Below are 18,855 nucleotides of genomic sequence, written 5' to 3'. Positions count from 1 at the left end.
GAACCTTAGCGCCACCGGCCGCCCGGAGCATTCCTCTTCCCAGGAAGAAAACGACTATCTTACCCGATTCTCACCGGGGGTCCGCCTTCTCCGCCGACCGGATCCCCTCGGCGAGCTCTTCGGCGAAGGAGCGGACCGCCGCGCAGGCCGCGTCCAGGTCCGGGGCGTCCAGGACCCGCTTGCAGAACCCGGCGCCGACGATGACCCCGTCGGCGTAGCCGGCCACCTCGGCGGCCTGCGCCCCGGTGGAGATGCCCAGGCCCACGCAGACCGGCAGGCCGGTGCCGCCGATCGCCTCGCGGGTGCGCAGCACCAGCTTCTCCGCGGTGCCCGCGACCTGCTCCCGGGTGCCGGTGACCCCCATCAGCGAGGCGGCGTAGACGAAGCCGCCGGAGGCGGCGGTGGTCAGCCGCAGCCGCTCGTCGGTGGAGGAGGGCGCGACCAGGAAGATCCGGTCCAGGCCGTGCGCGTCGGTGGCCGCGGTCCACTCCCCCGCCTCCTCGGGGAGCAGGTCGGGGGTGATGACGCCGGACCCGCCGGCGGCGGCCAGGTCGGCGGCGAACCGGTCCGCGCCGTACCGCTCGATCGGGTTCCAGTAGGACATCACCAGCGCCGCGGCGCCGGTGTCGGCGGTGGCCCGGACCACGCGCAGCACGTCGGCCGGGGTGGTCCCGGCGGCCAGCGCGGTGTCCGCGGCGCGCTGGATGGTGGGGCCGTCCATCATCGGGTCGGAGTAGGGCAGCCCGACCTCGACCACGTCGCAGCCGCCCTCCACCATGGCGCGGATGATCCGCACCGAGGAGTCCGGGTCGGGGAAGCCGGCGGGGAGGTAGCCGATCAGCGCGGCGCGCCCGGCCGCGCGGGTCTCGGCCAGCCTGGTCTGCAGTGCGGTGGTCACGCCTGTCCCTCCTCGTCCACGAGGCCGAAGTAGGCGGCCGCGGTGTCCACGTCCTTGTCGCCGCGCCCGGAGAGGTTCACCAGGATCACGGCGTCGGGGCCGAGCCTCTCGCCGAGCCGGCGCGCGCCGGCCAGGGCGTGCGCGCTCTCGATCGCCGGGATGATGCCCTCGGTGCGGCAGAGCAGCCGGAAGGCCTCCATCGCCTCGGCGTCGGTGACCGGCTCGTAGCGGGCCCGGCCGGTGTCGGCGAGGTGGGCGTGCTCGGGGCCGACGGCGGGATAGTCCAGTCCGGCGGAGATGGAGTGGCTGGGCAGGGTCTGGCCGTGCTCGTCCTGCAGGACGTAGGTGCGGGCGCCGTGGAACACGCCGGGGGATCCGGCGGTGATGGAGGCGGCGGTGCGGCCGGTCTCGGCCCCGTCGCCGCCGGCCTCGAAGCCGTACAGCGCCACGTCGGCGTCGGGGATGAAGGCGGCGAAGATCGCCATCGCGTTGGAGCCGCCGCCCACGCAGGCCGCGACCGCGTCGGGGAGCCGGCCGGTGCGCTGGAGGACCTGCTCGCGGGCCTCGGCGCCGACCACGAAGTGCAGGTCGCGGACGAGCGCCGGGAAGGGGTGCGGTCCGGCGACGGTGCCGAACAGGTAGTGCGTGCGGTCGACGTTGGCCACCCAGTCGCGGAACGCCTCGTTGATCGCGTCCTTGAGGGTGCGGCTGCCGATGGTGACCGGGACGACCTCGGCGCCGAGCATGCGCATCCGGGCGACGTTGAGCGCCTGCCGGCGGGTGTCCTCCTCGCCCATGTAGATGACGCACTCCAGGCCGAGCAGGGCGCAGGCGGTGGCGGTGGCCACGCCGTGCTGCCCGGCGCCGGTCTCGGCGATCACCCGGGTCTTGCCCATCCGCTTGGTGAGCAGCGCCTGGCCCAGCACGTTGTTGATCTTGTGCGAGCCGGTGTGGTTGAGGTCCTCGCGCTTGAGCAGGATGCGGGCGCCGCCGGCGTGCTCGGCGAAGTTGCGGGCCTCGGTGAGCGGGCTGGGCCGCCCGGTGTAGTCGCGCAGCAGGTCGGCGAGCTCCTGCTGGAAGGCGGCGTCGGCGCGGGCCTTCTCCCAGGCCTCGGCGACCTCGTCCAGGGCGGCGACGAGCGCCTCGGGGGCGAAGCGGCCGCCGTAGCGGCCGAAGTGCCCGAGGGCGTCGGGCTGCGCCGGCGCCGCCTCGGGGCGGTCGGATGCGGTTGTCATGTCGTTCTCCTGGCCGGGTCGGCCCGGCCGAGCCGTGTTCCTGTCGTGGGCGGATCGGTGGCGGGAGGCCGCGGGCGCGGACTCCCTAGGGCCATCGCCTGCGCCGGCCCCACCCCGCCCGCTCCGGCGGCCGCATCGGTTCCTCCACCCGCCTCAGCGCCGGTCCCGCAGCGCCGGGTGCGCGCCCGCGGTGACCAGGTCGGCGACGGCGGTGCGCGGATGGCGCCCGATGACCAGGCTCTCACCCACGAGGACCGCGTCGGCGCCGGAGCCGGCGTAGGCGAGCAGGTCGTGCGGGCCGCGCACGCCGGACTCGGCGATCTTGACCGCGGAGTCGGGGATGGCGGGGGCGACCCGGGCGAAGGTGCCCCGGTCGACCTTGAGGGTGGTCAGGTCGCGGGCGTTGACGCCGATGACGGTGGCGCCGGCGGCCACCGCGCGCTCCACCTCGGCCTCGGTGTGCACCTCGACCAGCGGGGTCAGGCCGAGCGATTCGGCGCGCTCCACCAGCGAGACGAGGGCGTCCTGCTCCAGGGCGGCGACGATGAGCAGCACGGCGTCGGCGCCGTGCACCAGCGCCTCCCAGAGCTGGTAGGAGCTGACCACGAAGTCCTTGCGGAGCAGCGGGGTGGGGACGGCGGCGCGCACCGCGGCCAGGTCCTCCAGGCTGCCGGCGAACCGGCGGCGCTCGGTCAGCACGCTGATCAGGGCGGCGCCGCCGTCGGCGTAGTCGCGGGCGAGCGCCGCCGGGTCGGCGATGGCGGACAGGGCGCCCTTGGACGGGCTGGCCCGCTTCACCTCGGCGATGACCTGGACGCCGGGGCGACGCAGGGCCGCGGCGACGTCCTGCGGCCGGGGGACGGACTCCGCCTTCTCCTTCAGGCTCTCCAGCGGCGTGGCCGCCTGCCGTGCGGCGAGGTCTTCGCGCACCCCGTCGAGGATCTCGTCGAGCACGCTCACGTGGGCCTGCCCCCTCCAGGTAGTCGTGGTCGCGGCGCCGGTGCGCCCTGCCGCCCGCGGCTCAGGGCGGTCGCGGGGCGCTCGCGCAGGCCGGTCGGCGCCGGGCTGCAGCGGAGTCCCCGGTTGCGTCCGATCGTATCCACCCCGGGCCGCGGGGCGGCCACCGCCCTGCGGTTCCGCGGCCGGGTTCCGCGGCCGCCCGGCCCGCGTTCCTAGCCGGACAGGGGCGAAACGGCCGGTTCTCCGCCGGGCGCGAGGAAGAGCCCGATCGGGGTGTTGCGCAGGACCCAGAAGGCGATGATCCCGATGAGCAGGAACCAGAGCCAGGCCGCGTTGAGGATGCGGCGCCCGCGGGTCCACGGCCGGGGCGGCCGGGTGCTCGGGCGGAAGGAGCGGTAGAGCCAGGTGGCGTAGTGGTAGAGCAGGTAGGGCAGCATCGCGACGAGGAAGACGTTCATCTCCAGGGCGCCGGCGATGTCGAAGTTGCTCAGCGCGTGCACGGCGCGCATGGTGCCGCAGCCGGGGCACCAGGTCCCGGTGATGGTGAGCCAGGGGCAGGTGGGGTAGTGGCCCGGCTCGTTGGGGTCGACGAAGTGCACCATGACCGTCCCGGCCAGGCCGGCGGCGCCGAGCAGGATCGGCCAGGTGCCGGGGTGCACCCGGCCGATGAGCGCCCGGGTGCGCGAGAACGGCGCCGCGGGGGCGTCCTGCCGGGGGTGCTGTTCGGTTCTGTTCGCCGTCTCTTCCACGGCCTCCACCTTAGGTCAGGGTCTCGGGTCCGGGGGGCCGGGGCGGGCCGCGGCGCCGGAGCGGGAAAGCATGCGGCGCCGCACACCGGGTGTGCGGCGCCGCGTCGACCGGGCGCGGTTCCCGATCAGTAGTTCTCCAGCTCCTCGAGGTCCTGCTCGAGGTCCTCGTTGAGCTGGTCGAGGTCCTCGTTCATCTGGTCGAGGTCCTCGGTGTCGTACTCGCTGTAGTCGCCGTAGCTCTCCTCGATCTCCTGGAGGTCCTGGTTGGCCTCCTCGACCGCGGCGGCCGCGAGGAACATGTTGACCACGGTGATGATGCCGCTGATGACCAGGGAGATGCTGCCCAGGATGAAGGCGATGTTGCGGAACTTCTTCGCCTTGTCCGCGGACTCCTGGGCGCCCTGGTAGTCGCCCTGGTTCCACTGGCTGTCGATCTTCAGCTGGAAGATCAGCGCCGGGATGCCCAGCGGCCAGCAGCAGAGCAGGGAGAAGATGACACCGGCGATGCCCACGTCGGGCTTCTCGCCCATCGGCTGGCCGCCGGGCGGGGGGCCGTAGCCGCCGCCGGGGGGAGGTCCGGGGGGGCCGGGGGGAGGTCCGTAGCTCATGGGAGCGTGCAACTTTCTGAAGACGGCAATGAAAGAGCGCGGCGCCGCACAGCGGCGGGGGCGGCTCGGGAGCCAGCGGTTTTCAGGGCCGGGGGCGGCTCGCCTCAATGCGCCGCAGAACGGACAGCATCATGCCAGATATGCGGCCGTCTGCGTGCATCCTCGTGCTCTCGGCACGAAAAAACCGCGTCGCAGACCGTTCTGACGCTCTGCGGCGCGGTTCGGTTCCGCCTTTTTCCGGACGATCCCGGCGGGGTCTCCGGGCGGCGTCCGGGGCGGCCCGGAGGCTACTTGGCTCCGGCCGGGGCGGGCTCGCCCTTCTTCTCGGCGCCGGCCTCGGTGGAAGAGGCGCGGGAGGCCTCCCACTCCTCGCGGGTCGGCGGGACCGGGCGGGGCTCCTTGCGGCCGAGGCCGGCCTTCTTCATCACGCCGGCGATCACGGCGAGGACGACGCTGGCCCCCAGCGCGATGCCGGTCCAGGTGGCCATGTCCCCGCCGATCATGATGCCCACGGCCGCAACGGACCAGGCCACGATCCAGGAGATGGTGAGGAACCACGCGGCGACGGTGTTGCCGTGGTCCTCGTGCTCCTCGTGGTGTGCGTCGGCCATCAGGGCTCCTTCTGTGCTGCCTGGGCGCCCGTGACGCGGGCGCGGTCGTGCTCTGCTGTTTCAGGGTCGGTGGGCCCCCGGCCGGCGGCGGGTCCGGCCGCTCCGGGCGCGGGGTCCAGGGTGGGGTCGTCGCCGCCGTCGAGCGACTTCCACAGGTCCGCGGGGTCGGCCGGGCCGCTGCGCGGCCCCCTCTCGGGGGCGCTGTGGCGATCGTACCTGCTGCTCATTCCGGGCCATGACGGGCCCCGCAGCGCGGTCGCGGCGCCCGCGGCGGCGAGCAGCGCGGCGCCGGCCGCCGCCACCGCGGGCCAGGTCCACAGCGGGTGCGGGGCCGCGGCGTCGCCGGCGGCCGCGGCCTGCTCGGCGACGGCGGCGGCGAGCCGGCCGGGGCGGGTCGCGGTCCACAGCACGGCCAGCGCGGAGCCGCCGAAGAGCGCCATGAGCGCACCGACGGCGATCCGGGCGCGCCCGGCGGTGGCGGCGACCGCGGCGAGCGCGGCCAGCCCGGCCCAGCCCAGGGCCGCGGCGGCCGGGGCCAGCCCGGTTCCGGTGAGGCGGACGGGGACGTCGGCGACCGGCCCGGGCATGGCGACGGTGCCCTCGGCCCAGGTCTGCCCGGTGGCGGCGATCAGGCCGGCCGCGCCGGCGGCCGCGGCGAGCACGGTGACCGCGTACTCGCGCCGGGGCGCGCGGGCCGCCCCGGTCACCGCGGCCCCCCGGGGCCGTCCAGCGGCAGCGGGTCGGCGTCGAAGCAGGTCCGGTCGCCGGTGTGGCAGGCGCCGCCGGCCTGGTCGACCTTGACCAGCAGGGTGTCCCCGTCGCAGTCGAGGGCGACGGAGACGACCCGCTGCACGTTTCCGGAGGTGGCGCCCTTGACCCAGTACTCGCCGCGGCTGCGGGACCAGTAGGTGCCGGCGCGGGTGCGCAGGGTGCGGGCGAGGGCCTCGTCGTCCATCCAGGCCAGCATCAGCACCTCGCCGGTGTCGTGCTGCTGGACCACGGCCGGCACGAGGCCGTCGGGGTTGCGCTTGAGGCGGGCGGCGATGCCGGGGTCCAGCCCGGTGCCGCTCGCCGCTTCCTCGGTGGGTGGGCGGCCGCTCATGGTCACAGCCTATGGCCGCTCTCCGGCGGCGTTCCGCCGGGTCGCCCCCCCGCGCGCGGGCGGGGGCGGTGAGAATGGCCATAGCCGGCGCGGGGCCCGGGTGCGGCGGGCGTCGGCGCCGGTCCGCCGGGCTGAGTATCGTCGGGTCGATGCCGCCGCCCGACGAAGGAGTTCCGTGACCGCCCAGCTGCTCTCCGCCGATCTCGCGGGCAAGCCCGCCGCGCTGAACGCGCTCGCCGACCGCCTGGAGCGCCACGACCCGTTCGCGGCGCTGCCGGCCCTGGTGGAGGACGAGCCCGCGGGGATCCTGCTGCTGGGCACCGGTTCGGCGCGCCAGGCGTGCGCCGCGGCGGCGTTCCGGATGCGCCTGGCCGGGCTGGGCGCGGTGGCGGAGTTCCCCTCGGCCGAGGCGGCCCTGCCGCCGGGCCCGGCGACGCTGGTGGTGGCGGTGGACGTCGGCGGGGGGCGGCGGGAGCTGTGCACCGCGCTCGACCGCTACGTGGGCGCGTCGGCGATCATCGTGGTGACCGACGACCCGGCCTCGCCCGCGGCCCGCTACGCCGACGTACTGGCGCCGCTGGGGGCGGAGCGGGAGAAGAGCGGGCTGACCTGCCGCGGCCACCAGCTGGCGCTGGCGCTCCTGCTGCACCTGGGGTACCGGCTGGGCGCCCCGCCGCTGGGGAGCTCGGCGGCGCTGGCGCCGACGCTGCGCCGGGCCGCGAACGCCTGCGCGCAGCTGCTGGAGGGCGTCCGGTCCTGGGTGCCCGCGGCCGCCGCGGCGCTGGCCTGCGACTCCGGCGCGGTGCACATGGTGGCGCCGGCCGGGCGCCTCGCGTCGGCGGAGCAGGCCGCGCTGGTGCTGCGGCAGGGCCCGGTGCTGGCCTCCTCGGCCTATGAGACGGCGGAGTGGTCGCACACCGGCCGGCACCTGGCGGCGGTCTCCGACTACCGGGCGGTGCTGTTCGCCGGGTCGCACTACGACGACCGGTTCGCCGAGCACCTGCTGCAGCTGCGCGGGCGGTTCGTGTCGGTGGGCCGCCCGGTGGACGGCGCCGCCGAGGCGGTGCGCTACCTCGGCGACACCGACCCCGACGTGGCGCTGCTGACCGAGCCGCTGGTCGCGGAGGTCCTGGCCGCGCACTGGTGGGCCGCCCGCGGGCGCTGACCGGCCGGGGGCGCCCCCTCCCCCGGTGACCGGGGCCCGCCGGAGCGCTCCGGCGGGCCCCGGTCACCGGCGGGCCGGGTCAGGCTGAGCTGCGGACCCAGGAGGCGTACAGGTCGGCGTAGACGCCCGGTTCGGCGACCAGGCGGGAGTGCGGGCCGCGCTGGACGATCCGCCCGGCGTCGAAGACCAGCACCTCGTCGGCGGCCTCGGCGGTGGACAGCCGGTGGGCGATCGCCACCGAGGTGCGGCCGCGGGTGAGCCGGTCCAGGGCCCGCTGGATGCGGACCTCGGTGTGCGGGTCGACGGCCGAGGTGGCCTCGTCCAGGACGAGCAGGTCGGGGTCGGCGACGTAGGCGCGGACCAGGGCGACGAGCTGGCGCTCGCCGGCCGACAGCGACTCGCCCCGCTGCCCGACCGGGGTGTCCAGGCCGTGCGCGAGGCCGGCGAGCCACTCCTGCAGGCCGAGTTCGGCGATGGCGGCCTCCAGCTCGGCGTCGGTGGCCTCGGGGCGGGCGAACCGGATGTTGTCGCCGAGCGAGCTGTCGAAGAGGAACCCCTCCTGGGGGACCATCACCACGCGGCGGCGGAGCGAGGAGAAGGCGACCTCGCGCAGGTCCGCGCCGTCCAGCCGGACCCGGCCGGAGTCGGGGTCCATCAGCCGGGTGAGCAGCTTGACGAAGGTGGTCTTGCCCGAGCCGGTCTCGCCGACCACGGCGAGCCGGGTGCCGGGGGCGATCTCCTCGTCGATGCCGTCCAGCACCACCGGCCCCTCGGGGTAGGAGTAGCGGACGTCCTCGAAGCGGACCTCGACCGGTCCGCGCGGCAGCTCCCGGCCGGCCTCGCCGGGGTCGGCGATGTCCGGGACGGTGTCCAGCACGCCCAGCACCCGGCGCCAGCCGGCGATGGCGTTCTGCGCCTCGTTGAAGATCTCGGTGGCCATCATCATCGGCTGGATGAACAGGGTGACCAGGAAGAGGAAGGCGACGAGCTCGCCGGGGGTGAGCTGGCCGCCGACGCCCAGCAGCACGCCGACCACGATCACCGCGGCGTTGCCGACGGCGGCGATCATCTCGGCGAACGGGGAGACCGCCATGGACAGCCGCTGCGCCCTGACCTGGGCGGCGCGGTTGGCGAGCACGGTCTCGTCGATGCGGCGGGCGGTGCGCTCCTCGGTGCCGTAGGCGCGGATGACGGCGGCGCCGGTGACGGTCTCCCCGATCGCGCCGAGCATGTCGCCGGTGCGCTCGCGCACCTTGAGGTAGGCCTTGGAGAGCAGGCCCTGCAGCCAGCGCGCGCCGTAGAGCAGCGGCAGGAAGCAGATCCACACCACCAGGGTGAGCTGCCAGGAGTAGACCGCCATCAGCACGGTGGCGATGACCAGCTGGCCGGAGCTGACGATGAGCAGCAGGCCGCCCCACTGCATGAAGGTGCTGATCTGGTCGACGTCGGCGGTGACCCGGGAGACCAGGGCGCCCTTGCGCTCGCTGTTCTGGGTCAGCACGGACAGGTCGTGGACGTGCCGGAACGCCTTGCGGCGCAGGGTGGCCAGGCCGGATTCGGTGGCCCGGTAGAGCCGCACGTTCATCAGGTAGGAGCAGACCGCGGTGACGGCCAGCGCCGCGGTGCACAGCCCCACGGCGGTGGCGACGAACCGCATGTCGGGGCCGCTGCCGCCGGTGCCGACGCCGTTGTCGATGATCTGCTGGACGGCCAGCGGCACGACCACCTTGCCGGCGGTGGCGACCACCGCGAACAGCAGGGTCCAGCCCAGGCCCCGGGTGAACTCCGGGGAGAGCTCCAGGCCGCGCCGGATGGTGCCGATCGCGGAGTCGGTGGAGCGGTGCAGGGCGGGTGCGGTGCCGCGCGGACCGTCCCCGCCGCCGTCGCGGGCGGGGCGCCCCTGCCGGGTGGTGGACGGGGCGGTCATCGGGCGGTCTCCTCGGTCTCGGCGAAGGTCTCGGTCTGCGCGGCGGCGGCGCGTTCGGCGGCGGCCCGCTCGTAGGCGGTCACCAGGCGCTCGTAGCCGGGCGAGCGGGCGAGCAGCTCGGCGTGGGTGCCGCGGTCGGTGACGGTGCCGCGGTCCAGGAAGACCACCTCGTCGGCGAGTTCGATGGTGGCCCTGCGGTAGGCGACCACGACCACGGTCGCGGCCAGGTCGGTGTCCCGGAGCCCGGCCAGGATCTCCGCTTCGACCTGGGGGTCGACCGCGGAGGTGGCGTCGTCGAGGATGAGCAGCCGGGGGCGGCGGACCACGGCCCGGGCCAGGGCGAGGCGCTGCCGCTGGCCGCCGGAGAGGCTGGTGCCGCGCTCGCCGAGCCGGGTGTCCAGGCCGGCCGGGAGGGCGGCGACGAAGGAGTCGGCGCGGGCGAGCCGCAGCGCGGCCCACACGTCGTCGTCGGAGACGTCGGCGCCGAGCGCGATGTTGTCCCGGATGGTGTCCTCGAAGACGAAGGCGGTCTGCGGGACGAGGGCGGCGGCGCCGGAGATCGCGCCCTTGGCGAGGGCGCGCACGTCCGCGCCGTCGTAGCGGACGGTGCCGGTGTCCGGGTCGACCAGCCGCATCAGCAGGGTGGTCAGGGTGGACTTGCCGGAGCCGGTGGGGCCGACGAGGGCGACGGTGCGGCCGGGGGCGATCTCCAGGTCGACGTCGTGCAGCACGGTGGTGCGGGCGCGCTCGCCGGCGGGCCCGGGGGCGTCGGCCAGGTCGGTTCCGGCGCCGTCGGCGGTGTAGCCGTCCTCGTAGGAGAAGGAGAGGCCTTCGGTGGCGACCCGGATGCCGCCGCCGCCGGCCAGGGCGCCGTCGCCGTGCGGCATGGCGCCCTCCGCGGCGAGGACGGCCTGCACCCGGTCCCAGCCGACGACGCTGCGCGGCAGGTCGCCCAGGAGCCAGCCGAAGGAGCGGATGGGCAGCGAGAGCAGGGTGAACAGGTAGGCCATCTGGACCAGTTCGCCGGGGTCGATCGCGCCGGTGGACAGCCGCCACATGCCGACCAGCAGCACGGCGAGCACGCCCAGGTTGGGCAGGGCCTCCATGACGGGGTCGAACATGCCGCGCATCCGGCCGACCCGGATCTGGGCGTCGCGGAGGCGGTGCGCGGCGGCGGTGAACCGCTCGGTCTCGGTGTCCTCCCGGCCGAGGGTCTTGACCACCAGGGCGCCGTCGAAGGATTCGTGCGCCACTTCGCTGACCTGGGCGCGCAGCGCCTGGGCGCGGGTGGCCACCGGGGAGACCTTGCGCTGGAAGACGACGTTGATCGCGAACAGCAGCGGGAAGACGACGAAGCCGACCAGGGCCAGCACCGGGTCGGTGACGAGCATCGCGACCGCGGCGATCAGCAGCATGAACAGGCTGCCGACCACCATCGGCAGCGGAGCCAGCGGCTGCCAGGCGGCCTCGACGTCGGCGTTGGCGTTGGACAGCAGCTGCCCGGTGGGGTGGCGGTGGTGCCAGGAGAGCGGCAGCTTGAGGTACTTGCGGGCGACCGCGCGGCGGTAGCGGGCCTGCATGCGGAACTGCATGAGGCCGGCGTAGAGGCGGCGCAGGGCGAGGCCGATCGCCTTGAGCAGGCCGACGGCGAGCATCGCGGCGGCGGCCGCGGTGAGCGCGGCGGCGGTGGTGCGCCCGTCGGCGAACGCCGGCAGGATCACCTGGTCGGTGACGCGGCCCAGCACCCAGGAGGAGGCCACGGTGATCGCGGCGTGCAGGGAGGCGCCGAAGACGGCGACGCCGAACACCGCGGGTTCGCCGCGCATCGCGACCCACAGCACCTTCAGACCGCGCAGGAAGACCTTCCGGTTCCTGTCCGGTCCCCCTGCCCCGGCGTCGTCAGGACTGTCCTGCGGCATGCGGCCCCCTGTCGTGTCGCGCTGAGCGGTCGGATCATCGGTCGCCCCGGCGGCGGTGTACGCCCGAAAAAGCACATGCCATCCGGGTCGAGGACGGCATGTGCTCGATCAACCTACTGCGCTGCGCGGCACCGGGACAGCGCTTTATTCAGCACCCGGGCACGGTGGACTATTCCTCCCTGATCACAACGGGTCCCCCCGGTCCGCGGCATACCGCCCTTCCGGGAATCTTCCCTGCTGGGCGGAGGTTCACCGCCCGGCCGCCCGGACGGCCGCCCCCCCGGTGATCCCGGCGCCGCGGCCCCGCCGGAGCGCGCCGGCGGGGCCGGGGCACCGGGTCCGCCGTCGCGGGGCCGGGGCGCGCGGCGGAGGGCCGGCACCCCCGGATCGAGGTGCCGGCCCTCCCGCCGTGCCGCCGGGCCCGCTCAGACCAGTCCGAGCCGGTGGCAGGTGGATCCGGTGACCAGCGCGCGGAAGGTGATGGTGCCGACGATGCCGTCCGCGTCGATGCCGACCTTCTTCTGGAACGCGATCACGGCCTTCTTCGTCTTCGGGCCGAAGATGCCGTCCGGGTCGGAGGCGGCCCGGGTCTCGTACCCGTAGGACTGCAGCGCCTTCTGCACCGCCTTGACCTTGTACCCCTGGTCGCCCTGCTTGGCCAGGCCGAAGCCGGCGCGCAGCGCGGCCCAGGTCTCGGTGTCGAGCCGGCCCGTGCTCGGGATGTCGCGCTTCTTCTGGTACTTCTTCAGCGCCTTCGCCAGCTTCCCGTCGAAGTGCGCCCCGTGGCCGCCGGGGTCGTGGCCGTAGGCGCTCAGCAGGTACCTGGCGAACGACACCTGCCAGGCCCGGTCGCCCTTCTCGTACTCCGGCCAGGCGCAGGCCTCCACCTCGGCCTTCACCCCGGGCGGCGTGTTCGGGCCGTCGGCCAGTGCCGCCGGCGCCCCGCTGAGGCCGACCGACAGCGCCAGTGCGCCCGAAGCCAGTACGGCCGTCGCCCTGCTCGTCACGGACATGGTGTTCTCCCCCGTTCTCCCCGGTCCCGACCGCGCCGGACGGTCGTCCGCGCGGTCGCCCATGCGGTGGTCCGCATGGTCATAAAGGGGACGCCCCGCCCATGCCGGGAGTTCAGCCCTCCGCGTTAAACACCCCGTCCCCTTCTGACCGGGATCACTTTCCCTGCGGCCGGTGAACCCGGGCGCCGCGCTGCGCGTCCGCGCGGCGACACTCGGCGAACCGCCGGTGAACGCGGGCGTTCGGTCCGGGGAATTCACCGGGAGGAAGGCGGGTGCGGGGTCCCGCCCGGGCGGAGGTGGGAGCAGACTCGGCAGGGTGCCCGACCGACGCTCCCCCACCCAGACCGGCCGCCCCGCAACCGAGGCGGCGCCCGCGCAGGCCGCGGCGGCCCCTTCGGTCGCCGACCGGATCCGGGACGGCGCCGCCCGGGCCGGGCTGCGGGCCGCCCGCCGCCTCTCCCCCGGGCTGGCCGAGCGGGTGCGCCGGTTCGCCGACCCGGAGGGCGGCCCGGACGCGCCGCCCGACCGGCGGCCCCGCCGCCCCGCGCTGGCCCTGCTGCTGCTCGCGGCCGGCGAGGAGGTGGACGAGGCCCGGCGCCGGATGCCCGGGCTGACCGGGGAGGCGGGCGAGCCGACCCGGCGCGGGCTGCGCTCGGCGCGCCGGATCGCCGCGGTGCTGTCCGCCGCGGAGCGGCCGCGGATGACCGAGTCGGCGCTGCGCGCCCTCCCCCCGCTGCCCCCGCCCTACGCGGTGTCGCTGGGCGGCGCGGTCGGGGTGCGCCGCGCCCGGCTCCTGTTCGACCAGGGCAGGATGGCCGAGGCCGAGGCCGAGGTGCGCCCGTTCACCGGCGGCCACGGCACCGCCGCGCTGCTGTACGAGCGGCTGCGCGGGGAGCGGCGCGCGCTCGGCCCGCTGCCGGGGCTCCCCCCGCGGGAGGACCCGCCGCTGAACGCGGTCCCCGGGCGGGTGCTGCACGTGGTCTCCAACGCGCTGCCGAAGACCTCGGCCGGGTACACGGTGCGCACGCACCGGATCGTCACCGCGCAGCGCGACGCCGGGCTCGACCCGAGCGTGGTGGCCTTCCCCGGGTGGCCGCTGGACGCCCCGCCGGGGACCCCCGGCCGCTACGAGCTGGACGGCATCGGCTACCACCGGGTGCACCCGGGCCGGGAGCTGCCGGGCGGGCTGGCCGGGCAGATCGACGCGGGCGCCGACGCGGTGTGCGCGCTCGCCCGCGAGCTGCGGCCGTCGGTGCTGCACGCCGCGACCGACCACCGCAACGGCTCGATCGCGGTGGCCGCCGGGGCGCGGCTGGGGCTGCCCGTGGTCTATGAGGTGCGCGGGTTCCTGGAGGAGACCTGGCTGTCGGCGGCCGGGGAGGCGGCGCGCGGCGGCGAGCGGCACCGGCTCATCGTGGAGCGCGAGTCGGCGCTGGTCCGCGCGGCCGACGCGGTGGTGACGCTGTCCGAGACGATGCGGGCCGAGCTGGTGGCGCGCGGCGCCGACGAGGACCGGATCGTGCTGGCGCCCAACGCGGTGGACCCCGCGCTGCTGGACGCCCGCCCCGACGGGGACGCGTTCCGCTGCGCACACGGCCTGGAGGCCGGCGACTTCGTGGTGGGCTCGGTCTCCAGCATCGTCGGCTACGAGGGCTTCACCACCCTGGTGCGGGCGGTGGCGCTCCTCCGCGACCGGGGCGTCCCGGCCCACCTGCTGCTGGTGGGGGACGGCAGGGCGCGGCCGGAGGTGGAGGCGGCGGTGCGCGAGCTGGGCCTGTCCGAGCTGTGCGTGCTGCCCGGCCGGGTGGACCGGGACGAGGCGCTGCGCGCCCAGGCGGCGCTGGACGTGCTCGTGGTCCCCCGGTCCGACGAGCGGGTCTGCCGGCTGGTGACGCCGCTGAAGCCGGTGGAGGCGATGGCCCTGGGCACGCCGGTGGTCGCCAGCGACCTGCCCGCGCTGCGCGAGCTGCTCTGCGGCGGCGGGGCCGGGCTGATGGTGCCGCCGGGCGAGCCCGGGCCGCTGGCCGACGCGCTGCAGCGGCTCCGCGAGGACGCCGGCCTCCGCGCGGACCTGGCCGCCGCGGGCCGCACCGAGGTCGCCGAGCGCCGCACCTGGCCCCGGGTGGCCGCGGTCTACCGCGACCTCTACACCCGCCTGGCGCGCTGAACACGGGGCCGGCCCGGATCGCCCCGCCGGCCCCGGCCCCGCACCCACCCCGCCGACCTCAGCCCCGCACCCACCCCGTTGAGCTCAGGGTTGTCGTCTTTTCCCGGCCCCCTTTTCACTCGCTAGGAGGTTCCCGCTTCCGCGGGCCGGGCAAAGATGACAAGCCGGAGCTCAACAAGGCAGCGCCGCACCGCGGGACGCCCGTGCTCCTCCGGTGATCTTGGGGTTGTGGCCGGGGAGAAGGCCCTACCGGGGCCGCAGCGTGGCGCGGGTCAGCGGACCGGGGTGCCGTGCCGGGCGAGTTCGGCCTTGACGTCGGCGATGGTGAAGTCGCGGAAGTGGAAGACCGAGGCGGCCAGGACCGCGTCGGCGCCGGCCTCGACCGCCGGGGGGAAGTGGCCGACCTCGCCGGCGCCGCCGCTGGCGATCAGCGGGACGTCGACGACCGCGCGGGCGGCCCGGATCAGCTCCAGGTCGAACCCGGCCTTGGTGCCGTCCGCGTCCATCGAGTTGAGCAGGATCTCGCCGGCGCCGAGCTCCGCGGCGCGCTGCACCCACTCCACCGCGTCGATGCCGGTGCCGCGGCGCCCGCCGTGCGTGGTGACCTCGAAGCCGCTGGGGGTGGGCTCGCAGCCCTCGGCGGTCCGCCGGACGTCGGCGGAGAGCACCAGCACCTGGTTGCCGAAGCGCTCGGCGATCTCCCGGATGAGTTCGGGGCGGGCGATCGCGGCGGTGTTCACCCCGACCTTGTCCGCGCCGGCTCGGAGCAGCCGGTCGACGTCCTCGGGGGTGCGCACCCCGCCGCCGACGGTGAGCGGGATGAACACCTGCTCGGCGGTGCGGCGCACCACGTCGTAGGTGGTCTCCCGGTCGCCGCTGGAGGCGGTGACGTCGAGGAAGGTGAGTTCGTCGGCGCCTTCGGCGTCGTAGCGGGCGGCCAGCTCGACCGGGTCGCCGGCGTCCCGGAGGTTCTGGAAGTTGACGCCCTTGACCACCCGGCCGGCGTCGACGTCCAGGCAGGGGATGACGCGGACCGCGATGCTCACGCCCGGCCCGCCTCTCCGACCGCGGCCAGCGCCTCGGGCAGGGTGAACGCGCCCTCGTACAGCGCGGTGCCCATGATGGCGCCCTCGACGCCGTCGGGCACCAGGCCGGCGATGGCGCGCAGGTCGTCCAGGCAGGACACGCCGCCGCTGGCCACCACCGGCCGGTCGGTGTGCGCGCACACGGTGCGCAGCAGGTCCAGGTTGGGGCCCTTGAGGGTGCCGTCCTTGTTGACGTCGGTGACGACGTAGCGGGCGCAGCCCTCGGACTCCAGCCGCTCCAGGGTGGTCATCAGGTCGCCGCCGTCGCGGGTCCAGCCGCGCGCGGCGAGGGTGGTGCCGCGCACGTCCAGGCCGATGGCGATCCGGTCGCCGTGCTCGGCGATGATCTCGGCGCACCACTCCGGGTCCTCCAGCGCGGCGGTGCCGATGTTGACCCGGGTGCACCCGGTGGCCAGCGCGGCCGCCAGCGACTCGTCGTCGCGGATGCCGCCGGACAGCTCCACCTTGACGTCGAGCCGGCCGACGATGCCGGTGAGCAGCTCGCGGTTGTTCCCGCGGCCGAAGGCGGCGTCCAGGTCGACCAGGTGGATCCATTCCGCGCCGTCGTTCTGCCAGGCCAGAGCGGCCTGCAGCGGGTCGCCGTACCGGCCGCCGGAGCCGGCCTTGCCCTGGACGAGCTGGACGGCCTGGCCGCCGGCGACGTCGACGGCGGGCAGCAGTTCGAGGGTGGAGGACATCGCTTTCGGTGACCTTGCCTTCCGGGTCGGGTGGGGCGGTTCGGGGCGGCCCCTCCCCCGGTGCGGGGAGGGGCGGGTGCTACAGCGTGCGGACCCAGTTGGCGAGCACCCGGGCGCCGGCGTCGCCGGACTTCTCCGGGTGGAACTGGGTGGCCGACAGCGGGCCGTTCTCCACCGCGGCGACGAACGGCTCGCCGTGCACCGCGTAGGTGACCAGCGGCGCCGCGATGTGCGGGGAGGTGGCCTCCAGCTCCCAGTCGAGCACGCCGTAGGAGTGCACGAAGTAGAAGCGCTCCTGCGGGTCGACGCCGTCGAAGAGGCGGCTGCCGGCGGGCGCCTCCACGGTGTTCCAGCCCATGTGCGGGACGACCGGGGCGCGCAGGCGCTCCACGGTGCCGGGCCACTCGCCGCAGCCCTCGGTGGTGGTGCCGTGCTCGACGCCGCGCTCGAAGAGCACCTGCATGCCGACGCAGATGCCCAGCACCGGGCGGCCGCCGGCCAGGCGCTTGCCGATGATCCGCTCGCCGCCGACGCCGCGCAGGCCCGCCATGCAGGCGGCGAAGGCGCCGACGCCCGGGACGACCAGGCCGTCGGCGTCCAGGGCGGCGTGCGGGTCGGAGGTGACCTCCACGGCGGCGCCGGTGCGCTCCAGGGCGCGCTGCGCGGAGCGGAGGTTTCCGGAGCCGTAGTCCAGGATGGCGACTCGTGGCTGCACGTTCGACCGTGCCCTTTCTCAGTCGGTCGCGGCGGCGGCCCGGCGGGCCGTCAGCCGCTGAAGTAGCCCAGCCGCAGCACGCCGGAGGCGACGGCGAGCACCGCGCACACCGCCAGCGCCGCCGCGAGCAGGCGGAGGTTCTTCCAGGTGGAGACCGCGCCGCCGAGGAGCAGCCCGCCCAGCGCGATGAGGAGTACGGCCCACAGGTCCTGCATCACAGGGCGCCCTTGGTGGAGGGCACCCAGCTGACCCGGGGGTCCCGCTCGCAGGCGAAGCGGAGCGCCCGCGCGAACGCCTTGAACTGGCACTCCACGATGTGGTGGGCGTTGCGGCCGTAGGGCACGTGCACGTGCAGCGCGACCTGGGCCTGGGCGACGAACGACTCGAAGATGTGCCGGGTCATCGTGGTGTCGTAGTCGCGGCCGATCACCGGGGCCATGCCCTCGGGCTCGGTGTGCACCAGGTAGGGGCGGCCGGAGACGTCCACGGTGACCTCGGCCAGCGCCTCGTCCAGCGGCACCTTGGCGTCGGCGAAGCGGCGGATGCCGGCCTTGTCGCCGAGCGCCTGGCGGAACGCCGCGCCGAGCGCCAGCGCGGTGTCCTCCATCGTGTGGTGGGCGTCGATGTGCAGGTCGCCCTCGGTCCGCACGGTCAGGTCGAACAGCCCGTGCTTGGCGAGCTGGTCGAGCATGTGGTCGTAGAAGCCGACGCCGGTGGAGACGTCGGCGACCCCGGTCCCGTCCAGGTCGACCTCGACCAGGACCTTGGTCTCCTTGGTGGTGCGTTCGATGCGGCCGGTGCGGCTCATGGCGGTGGGGTTCTCCGGTGCTGGCTGGGATGGTCGGGTGGTGCTGCGGCCCGGCGCGGGCGGGCCGGGTCGGGTGGCGCGGACCGGGGTCCCGCCGGTTCCGGGGGTCACCCCGTCACCTGGAGCAACGCCTCCCGGAAGGCGGACATTTCCTCGGGGGTCCCGATGGTGGCGCGCAGCCACTCGGGCGGGCCGACCTCGCGGATCAGCACGCCCCGCTCCAGCATGCCGCGGAAGACCGCGGTGCGGTCGGGGAACTCCCCGAACATGACGAAGTTCGCATCGGAGTCGGCGACCCGGAAGCCGTGCCCGCGGAGCCACTCGACCAGGGCGTCGCGCTCCTCACGGAGCTGCTTGACGCCGCCGAGGAGCTCGTCGGAGAACTCCAGTGCGACGCCGGCGACGGCCTGGGTGACCGCGGACAGGTGGTAGGGCAGCCGGACCAGCTTCAGCGCGTCGACCACGGCGGGGTGCGCGGCGAGGTAGCCGACCCGCGCCCCGGCCAGCGCGAACGCCTTGGACATGGTGCGGCTGACGATGATCCGCGGGTTCTCGTCGAGCAGGGTGAGGGCGCTGGGGGTGCCCTCCCGGCGGAACTCGGCGTAGGCCTCGTCGACCACCACGACGCCCGGGGCGGCCGCGGCGATCCGCTCCACGGTCTGCAGCGGCAGCGCGGTGCCGGTGGGGTTGTTCGGCGAGGTCAGGAAGACGACGTCGGGCCGGTGCTCCTCGATGGCGGCGAGCGCGGCGCCGGTGTCGACGGCGAAGTCGTCCCCGCGCCGCGCGGCGGTCCAGCGGGTCCCGGTGACCTCGGAGATGACCGGGTGCATCGAGTAGGAGGGCTCGAAGCCCATGGCGGTGCGGCCGGGGCCGCCGAAGGCCTGCAGGATCTGCTGCAGTACTTCGTTGGAGCCGTTGGCGGCCCACACCCGGGAGGCGTCCAGGCCGTGCCCGAGGTAGCGGGCGAGGCCTTCGCGGAGCCGGACGGCGTCGCGGTCGGGGTAGCGGTTCAGGCCGCGGGCGGCGGCCGACACCGCCTCGGCGAGCGCCGCGACCAGGCGCTCCGAGGGCGGGTAGGGGTTCTCGTTGGTGTTCAGCGCGACCGGGACGTCCAGCTGCGGCGCACCGTAGGGGGTGCGCCCGCGCAGGTCGTCGCGGAGCGGCAGGTCCTGGAGGCCGAATTCGCTCACTGTGT

At 75.4% G+C, this 18,855-nt stretch carries 19 protein-coding genes; 2 read left to right on the top strand and 17 right to left on the bottom strand.

Translation table 11 applies throughout. From position 1 onward, the window contains the following. Window positions 1-70: 70 nt before the first annotated feature. The 8 genes from trpA to hisI form a co-directional block, all read right to left on the bottom strand. On the bottom strand, window positions 71-898 hold the full coding sequence (gene trpA, locus D459_RS0101670) for a tryptophan synthase subunit alpha (RefSeq protein ID WP_017591250.1): 828 nt from the start codon (window positions 896-898) through the stop codon (window positions 71-73). Then, on the bottom strand, window positions 895-2,133 hold the full coding sequence (trpB, locus tag D459_RS0101665; RefSeq protein ID WP_017591249.1) for a tryptophan synthase subunit beta: 1,239 nt from the start codon (window positions 2,131-2,133) through the stop codon (window positions 895-897). The genes trpA and trpB overlap by 4 nt, the downstream gene beginning before the upstream one ends. A gap of 153 nt (window positions 2,134-2,286) precedes the next feature. Then, entirely contained in the window at window positions 2,287-3,093 is an 807-nt protein-coding gene (gene trpC, locus D459_RS0101660) for an indole-3-glycerol phosphate synthase TrpC (protein ID WP_017591248.1), read from the bottom strand. A 212-nt stretch (window positions 3,094-3,305) separates the two neighbouring features. After that, window positions 3,306-3,842: a DUF2752 domain-containing protein gene (locus D459_RS0101655; RefSeq protein WP_020380022.1), complete on the bottom strand. Its 537-nt coding sequence runs from the start codon at window positions 3,840-3,842 to the stop codon at window positions 3,306-3,308. Between the two features lie 125 nt (window positions 3,843-3,967). Then, the gene (locus D459_RS0101650) at window positions 3,968-4,354 is read right to left on the bottom strand and encodes a CD225/dispanin family protein (protein ID WP_241484942.1); all 387 of its coding nucleotides are present in this window, start codon (window positions 4,352-4,354) and stop codon (window positions 3,968-3,970) included. A 383-nt stretch (window positions 4,355-4,737) separates the two neighbouring features. Further along, a complete protein-coding gene (locus D459_RS0101645; RefSeq protein WP_017591245.1) occupies window positions 4,738-5,061 on the bottom strand; it encodes an HGxxPAAW family protein in 324 nt (107 codons plus the stop codon). Beyond that, complete coding sequence (locus D459_RS0101640; protein WP_017591244.1) at window positions 5,061-5,768, bottom strand: Trp biosynthesis-associated membrane protein; 708 nt, start codon at window positions 5,766-5,768, stop codon at window positions 5,061-5,063. The genes D459_RS0101645 and D459_RS0101640 overlap by 1 nt, the downstream gene beginning before the upstream one ends. After that, window positions 5,765-6,163, bottom strand: a complete 399-nt coding sequence (hisI, locus tag D459_RS0101635; RefSeq protein ID WP_026119964.1) for a phosphoribosyl-AMP cyclohydrolase — start codon at window positions 6,161-6,163, stop codon at window positions 5,765-5,767. Before hisI ends, D459_RS0101640 begins: the two co-directional genes overlap by 4 nt. A 175-nt stretch (window positions 6,164-6,338) precedes the next feature. Here hisI and D459_RS0101630 point away from each other — a divergent pair, with 175 nt between their 5' ends. Further along, window positions 6,339-7,328 carry a hypothetical protein gene (locus tag D459_RS0101630; protein WP_017591242.1) on the top strand — a complete coding sequence of 330 codons (990 nt, stop codon included), beginning with the start codon at window positions 6,339-6,341 and terminating at the stop codon, window positions 7,326-7,328. A 79-nt stretch (window positions 7,329-7,407) separates the two neighbouring features. Here D459_RS0101630 and D459_RS0101625 read toward each other — a convergent pair whose 3' ends face one another. From D459_RS0101625 to D459_RS0101615, 3 genes are all read right to left on the bottom strand, one after another. Continuing rightward, window positions 7,408-9,255: an ABC transporter ATP-binding protein gene (locus D459_RS0101625; RefSeq protein WP_017591241.1), complete on the bottom strand. Its 1,848-nt coding sequence runs from the start codon at window positions 9,253-9,255 to the stop codon at window positions 7,408-7,410. Beyond that, window positions 9,252-11,174, bottom strand: a complete 1,923-nt coding sequence (locus D459_RS0101620; protein WP_017591240.1) for an ABC transporter ATP-binding protein — start codon at window positions 11,172-11,174, stop codon at window positions 9,252-9,254. The genes D459_RS0101625 and D459_RS0101620 overlap by 4 nt, the downstream gene beginning before the upstream one ends. Window positions 11,175-11,599: 425 nt before the next feature. Next, window positions 11,600-12,187, bottom strand: coding sequence for a peptidoglycan-binding domain-containing protein (locus D459_RS0101615; protein WP_017591239.1), 588 nt, complete (start codon window positions 12,185-12,187; stop codon window positions 11,600-11,602). A gap of 316 nt (window positions 12,188-12,503) precedes the next feature. Here D459_RS0101615 and D459_RS0101610 point away from each other — a divergent pair, with 316 nt between their 5' ends. Next, a complete protein-coding gene (locus D459_RS0101610) occupies window positions 12,504-14,354 on the top strand; it encodes a glycosyltransferase family 4 protein (RefSeq protein WP_017591238.1) in 1,851 nt (616 codons plus the stop codon). Between the two features lie 272 nt (window positions 14,355-14,626). Here D459_RS0101610 and hisF read toward each other — a convergent pair whose 3' ends face one another. The 6 genes from hisF to D459_RS0101580 all read right to left on the bottom strand — a co-directional run bounded on the left by hisF (window position 14,627) and on the right by D459_RS0101580 (window position 18,850). Next, entirely contained in the window at window positions 14,627-15,400 is a 774-nt protein-coding gene (gene hisF, locus D459_RS0101605) for an imidazole glycerol phosphate synthase subunit HisF (RefSeq protein WP_017591237.1), read from the bottom strand. After that, the gene (priA, locus tag D459_RS0101600) at window positions 15,397-16,137 is read right to left on the bottom strand and encodes a bifunctional 1-(5-phosphoribosyl)-5-((5-phosphoribosylamino)methylideneamino)imidazole-4-carboxamide isomerase/phosphoribosylanthranilate isomerase PriA (RefSeq protein ID WP_017591236.1); all 741 of its coding nucleotides are present in this window, start codon (window positions 16,135-16,137) and stop codon (window positions 15,397-15,399) included. The genes hisF and priA overlap by 4 nt, the downstream gene beginning before the upstream one ends. Window positions 16,138-16,216: 79 nt before the next feature. Continuing rightward, the gene (gene hisH, locus D459_RS0101595) at window positions 16,217-16,852 is read right to left on the bottom strand and encodes an imidazole glycerol phosphate synthase subunit HisH (protein WP_017591235.1); all 636 of its coding nucleotides are present in this window, start codon (window positions 16,850-16,852) and stop codon (window positions 16,217-16,219) included. Between the two features lie 50 nt (window positions 16,853-16,902). Continuing rightward, a complete protein-coding gene (locus D459_RS36065) occupies window positions 16,903-17,067 on the bottom strand; it encodes a hypothetical protein (RefSeq protein ID WP_017591234.1) in 165 nt (54 codons plus the stop codon). After that, window positions 17,067-17,660, bottom strand: coding sequence for an imidazoleglycerol-phosphate dehydratase HisB (hisB, locus tag D459_RS0101585; RefSeq protein ID WP_017591233.1), 594 nt, complete (start codon window positions 17,658-17,660; stop codon window positions 17,067-17,069). Before hisB ends, D459_RS36065 begins: the two co-directional genes overlap by 1 nt. Before the next feature lie 107 nt (window positions 17,661-17,767). Continuing rightward, a complete protein-coding gene (locus D459_RS0101580; protein WP_017591232.1) occupies window positions 17,768-18,850 on the bottom strand; it encodes a histidinol-phosphate transaminase in 1,083 nt (360 codons plus the stop codon). Between the last annotated feature and the right edge of the window lie 5 nt (window positions 18,851-18,855).

Source organism: Nocardiopsis potens DSM 45234, from assembly GCF_000341105.1.
GTDB classification, from domain to species: Bacteria; Actinomycetota; Actinomycetes; order Streptosporangiales; family Streptosporangiaceae; genus Nocardiopsis_A; species Nocardiopsis_A potens.
Note: the sequence above shows the minus strand (reverse complement) of the source record. Positions and strands in the feature narration are given on the sequence as shown.